Origin of the sequence: Cryobacterium sp. MLB-32 (genome assembly GCF_000738085.1) — a bacterium.
GTDB lineage: Bacteria > Actinomycetota > Actinomycetes > Actinomycetales > Microbacteriaceae > Cryobacterium.
The window spans coordinates 1-576 of sequence record NZ_JPRS01000525.1; the positions used below are offsets into that span (position 1 = coordinate 1).

At 55.7% G+C, this 576-nt stretch carries 1 protein-coding gene; it reads left to right on the top strand.

The genetic code is table 11. The features are described from left to right. Window positions 1–16: 16 nt before the first annotated feature. Window positions 17–576: hypothetical protein (locus JF66_RS19750; protein WP_156109954.1), on the top strand; the 560-nt coding region annotated here is incomplete at its 3' end.

The following is a 576-nucleotide window of genomic DNA, read 5'->3' on the forward strand; positions in this document are numbered from 1 at the left end:
GTTCATTTATGCAGAGATGAAGTCCCGAACTTCCCTGGACTTCCTTGGTGAAAAAGAAACGCCGAGCGTTATCAGAATTGTTCCTCTTCTGCGTATATTCACGATCGCGCAAGCCCGTTGCATAGCCGTGGGCAATGTTCGCATCGTCGTCAGCGGGCTCCAGCAAGTCGCCTTCGAAGTCTTCCTGGACGGAATCTGGAAAGAGGGTACGGCAAGGGATAACTTCGCCCCTTTGAATCGCGAAGCGCCGGAGGGTTCGGATGAACTTGCTCGTGCAACATCCAGGCTGCAGGACCTTCTCGTCGAGTCAACTGGTGTTCTGTATAGTAATCCGGACACGGGCAACGAGTTCCACGCAGCCTTCGTTGCCAAGGGCGTCGCTGAACACTCGCGAAACGCGATTGCGGAGGTGAGAGAAGTTCGTTACGGTCTGGAGCTGCAGCTCGCAGAAACGAGCGCAAAGTCGAGCGTTGAAGGATCTCAAGGCTCCATTGTCTCTTCGCTGCTGCAGCTTGGGATCATTCTTGGCCGGGGCGCGGATAATGCTCGAGAGGCGGTCCGTGAGGGGCTATGGGT